This window comes from Primorskyibacter flagellatus, assembly GCF_900176485.1.
GTDB lineage: Bacteria > Pseudomonadota > Alphaproteobacteria > Rhodobacterales > Rhodobacteraceae > Primorskyibacter > Primorskyibacter flagellatus.
Map to the genome: position 1 here is coordinate 1 of NZ_FWYD01000050.1, position 4,498 is coordinate 4,498.

Genomic DNA, 4,498 nt, shown 5'->3' on the forward strand with positions numbered 1-4,498 from the left:
GGCGAGCGCTCACGCTCGAACGGGCGTGGAGTTTTTGCCCTCCATTAGATCATTAGAAGGCGCAAATTTTGGAGCCAATGATTCCAATGGGTTAAAGGGGGGGGGTGCGTCATAGCTGGTGACGCAGGGGTGCGTCATAGCTGGTGACGCAGGGGTGCGTCATTCGTGACCACAAATCGGCCAAACCTGACCTATTTTACGCTTGTAATCAGGAACGATAATTGGCTATCCATGACCAATAATTGGTCACGATTGACATGGGGCGGCGTCAAATGCAGCAACTTCCGGAAAGCCGTCCAACGGGCGGAAACTGGGTTCAAACAGAGCGTGCAGCGCATGAAGCGTGGGGCGCCTTGATTGCCAAGGCTCCGAAGGCTGCGCAGCTTATGCACATACTCGTTGCGAGGGTGGGCCCACACAACGCGGTGGTTGTCAGTCAGAACACTTTGATGAAGCTGACACGGGCATCGCGCAGGACCGTCCAGCGCGCACTCGCAGTTTTGGTGGAAGATCGCTGGATCGAAGTCCGGCAGGTCGGGCAGAATGGCACTGTCAACGCCTACATCATCAACGACCGTGTAGCCTGGACAGGAAAACGCGACGGCATCCGATACAGCCTGTTCAGTGCATCCGTGGTGGTATCCGATGAAGAACAGCCGGATCGCGATCAGATTGGACACCAAAAGCCTCTGCGCCGTGTTCCTTCGATTGGGCGGGGGGAACAGCAACTCCCCACTGGTCCCGGCCTTCCTCCACCCTCTGAACCACCCTTTCCGGGCATGGAAGCGGACCTTCCAGCGACCACGCTTGATGATGAAGAGGGAAACGGGTGAATGGTTGAGTACCCGAACACTCCGAACAATAGGACACCCCCATGGTATACACCCTAGGTGAGGCTTCAAAGGCTACAGGAAGGTCAAAGTCAACAATCTCAAAAGCCATAAAATCAGGGCGTATATCAGCGACGAAGGGTGAAACAGGGGCGTTTGCAATCGACCCATCAGAGCTACATAGGGTTTACCCAGCAATAGTCGAAAGCGAACAGAACAGAACACTACAAACACCAAAAGTGAACAGCAGGGATGATGGGCTTATCAGGGAGTTACAGGCCCGTCTTGAGGCAACCCAAGAACGGCTGACAGACAAGGAATCTGTGATTACCGATTTACGCGAAGATCGAGACCGATGGCGGCAGCAGGCGACAACTCTCTTAGAAGACAAACGCCCGCGCGGATTCTGGAAAAAGCTGTTTGGAAACTAGATGCCAAAGATAGCTCTGCGGACCGTTCAACAAAGGGTAGTTTTTGGGAGGCGCTTAACAAGCGCATGAAAGGGTCCGCAGAAAGTCCTTTTGTTCATTCAATATCGGCGCTCTGCACGGCGCGGCTGCAAGAAAAGTCAAGAAACCAACTTCCACCCAATCCGTAGGGCCCCCGTGAAAGCAAAGTAGAATCTGGCACTTGCGATAGAACCCGACATCTTTCTTCGGCGGCGCGCAGCAACCTCCTTTTTGGCACCGAGGTATTGTTGGAATACCAAAAGGTTTTCGCCGTAAATTGAGGCTCCGGAAGGTCAGATCTTGGATATTCTTTCGGGGAAATCTCTACGGCAGCACATCCTGCAAGTAGCAATACGATTACAACCGTAGTGATTCTGACCATAACCATTAATTCCTAACCTTGCTCAAACATCTATCAGTTGAGTGAATATGATTGAACTGTGGCTTTACTCCACAGAGCTGACCTTGGAAGGGGCGGTTCCAAAAACCCTCGTTTTGGGAAGGGCTGGCAAAAGATCAGTTTTCCGCCGCCACAAACCTCGTTCAAAACCCGAGCAGTTGTTGAAGGTTTTTGCTCGCTCGAAAGCATCAAGGTGCCCGCCACATCCCTCTCTTGAATAACCCATCATGATGGGTTATTCTTCTGTATGGTCACGATTCACCGTGCGCATGGGCTGCGCGTCATCATCTTCACGGACGACCATGAGCCAGCCCATGTGCATGTGTTCGGGGATGGTCATGCCAAGATCAACCTGATCGGGCCTGACGGTGCGCCAGCGCTTGTCCGGGCTGAAAACATGAAGGCCAACGATCTGCGGCGCGCCATGCAGTTGATCCGCGACCAGCAGGACCAGTTTCTTGCCAAGTGGAGGGAATTTCATGGCTGATCTGACAGACGCCGAAATCGACACCGCCCTGGAACGGGGCAGGGTTGCGCATCTTGTCGAGCCGCGCGCGACCGCAGCGCGTTATGATCGCAAGAGTGCGCGCATCATCGTCGAGCTGAACAACGGCTGCACCTTCGCCTTTCCGCCCCACCTCGCACAGGGGCTGGAAACTGCCACGCATGATGAGCTTGCAACGGTAGAAATCCTTGGCGCGGGGTATGGGCTGCATTGGGAAGCCCTCGATGCGGATTTCCGGGTGAGTGGCTTGCTGGCGGGAGTATTTGGCACGAAGGCCTACATGGCTCGCCGCGCTGGACAGGCTACATCGCCCGCCAAAGCTGCCGCTGCCCGCGCCAATGGTGCCAAAGGTGGCCGCCCGAAGAAGCAGGCCTAACGCGAACATGAAGCACAGCGATTTTGCCATCGGCGGTGAGTTTGTCACCACGTCCGGCACATGGCGATGCACCGACATTGGCACTCGGACGGTCATCGCGATCAAGGTCTCGGACGGCGAGGATGCATCGTGGTTCAGGGGGCCGCCCTATGCTGTCGAAGAGATGGTGTTCGACGAGAATGATTGGGGCGGCTGCTGGCCCGATCAAGCCGTCCGAGACGCCGATCTGTAGATAGCGCACGCCCCGCCGCGCGGGCGTTCTAGCAGGAGGTCCAGGAGGGCGCAGCGCCTCTGGCCCATGGCAATTAGCGGAGCGGCTCGCAGAGAATTGCCTAGTGGGTTGTCAATTGATTCGACAATTCCTTCTGGCTCTGTAGTATCGGCCCATGTTCAAAGCTGCCATCCGTGTCAACAAGATCACCACTGTCGCCCAGCTCCGCGGCTCGTCCCTCCATGCCCAGCGTCACGACATCACCGGCAAGGCCCGCGTGCGCGAAGGGGCTGAACCCGGCTTCGGTCTCGCGTGGTCCAAGGCCGAGAACGACCGGGATTACCTCGCCGCCTTCCGCGCCCACAAAGCCGAGCTGAAAGCTGGCGAACGCAAGGGCGCACCGATTGCCTTGCAGGCTCTCTGCGTGGTCTCGCCGGAATGGGTGGAAAAGGCGGGCGACCTGCATGACCCCGATAATCCGCACAACCGCCAGCTCTTTGACCAGGCGAAAGCATGGGCGGAAAGCTGGGCTGGCGCAGGGTCCGTGTTCGGCTCGCGCCTCGATCTCGATGAGAAAGGCGGGGCCGTGGTGGATCTGATGATCGCCCCCGTCAGGGCCAGCCGGGGCAAGCCTGTGATCTCCACCAACAAGGCCATGGGCGAGGTAAAGGCCCTGACCGGCGAGCGCAACGAATACTCCGCCTTGCAGACATCCTGGGCCGATTGGTGCCGCGATACGCTGGACGCGGGGATTGTGCGCGGCACCCGCAAGGAAATCACCCGACGCCAGCACCTCTCCCCCGAAACCTATGGCGCGGTCATGGACAAGGCCCGTGAGAGCCTCTCAGAGGCCCCTCAGAGGCTCTTGGAGCAGTTGAAGGTGGCAGAGCTGTCAGAAGACGCCACACAGACGCTCAGCGACCTCCTGACGCTCAAGGTCGAGATAAACCGTCACAAGGCCCTGGGACGCGACTACGAGCCTCCTGAAGGCGGTGAGAGGCTGGATGAGGTCTATGAGGGTCAAACCAACAATCCATGGACCGTGATCAACGCGGTCAGACACGGCGCGCAGCGGATATACGACACTGCCGGTCGCCTCGGTCTCGATATCATGAGCTATTGGGGTGACAGCTACGAAGCTGGGCGTGATTTTTTCCCGGAGCTATCAGACCGGATGCATTTGGCGGCTGTTCTAGCGAAGTGCGGTAACTTCATGGCCCGCGCTGAACAGATGGTGAAACACGCGCTGAATCCTGACGCCCCCAAGCATGATCTCAAATCCCTTTGGCCACAAGAAGCCCACGGTGAAGTGGAGCGCCATGAGATCAATCTGGGACTGGTTGTTCCCCAGCAAGAACACAGCATCACGGACAGGCGCGGCGTTGAGATCGAACTTGATGAGGGCAACGAGAAAGAGCGGGACGTGGGGATTGCTCATGACACCGGACACAGCATTTGACGGAGAACCTTCCCCTCCCTGCCTGACCCACCCCATCCGATCAGCGTTTCGCTTGTGGTAAGGACAGACTTCACCAGCAGCGGTTCGAGATTTGCACCGTCGGATAAGCAGGCTCCTACGTCGCCTGCGTCGATCAAAAACTCCACCCCCGCCCGATCGTTCGCCAGCTTACTGGCGAGCGCTCACGCTCGAACGGGCGTGGAGTTTTTGCCCTCCATTAGATCATTAGAAGGCGCAAATTTTGGAGCCAATGATTCCAATGGGTTAA

General features: G+C 57.2%; 6 protein-coding genes. All 6 read left to right on the plus strand.

Annotated features, from left to right (window positions below; genetic code table 11):
- Window positions 1–272 precede the first annotated feature (272 nt).
- A complete protein-coding gene (locus B8991_RS20755) occupies window positions 273–833 on the plus strand; it encodes a helix-turn-helix domain-containing protein (RefSeq protein WP_084355187.1) in 561 nt (186 codons plus the stop codon).
- Between the two features lie 41 nt (window positions 834–874).
- Entirely contained in the window at window positions 875–1,261 is a 387-nt protein-coding gene (locus B8991_RS20760; protein ID WP_084355182.1) for a hypothetical protein, read from the plus strand.
- 665 nt (window positions 1,262–1,926) lie between these two features.
- Window positions 1,927–2,166 (plus strand): DUF4160 domain-containing protein, encoded by a 240-nt coding sequence (locus tag B8991_RS20765; RefSeq protein ID WP_084355183.1) that lies wholly within the window; start codon window positions 1,927–1,929, stop codon window positions 2,164–2,166.
- Window positions 2,159–2,560 (plus strand): DUF2442 domain-containing protein, encoded by a 402-nt coding sequence (locus B8991_RS20770; protein ID WP_084355184.1) that lies wholly within the window; start codon window positions 2,159–2,161, stop codon window positions 2,558–2,560. Before B8991_RS20765 ends, B8991_RS20770 begins: the two co-directional genes overlap by 8 nt.
- A 7-nt stretch (window positions 2,561–2,567) precedes the next feature.
- Entirely contained in the window at window positions 2,568–2,792 is a 225-nt protein-coding gene (locus B8991_RS20775; protein ID WP_084355185.1) for a hypothetical protein, read from the plus strand.
- 154 nt (window positions 2,793–2,946) lie between these two features.
- A complete protein-coding gene (locus tag B8991_RS20780; protein WP_084355186.1) occupies window positions 2,947–4,230 on the plus strand; it encodes a plasmid recombination protein in 1,284 nt (427 codons plus the stop codon).
- Window positions 4,231–4,498 lie beyond the last annotated feature (268 nt).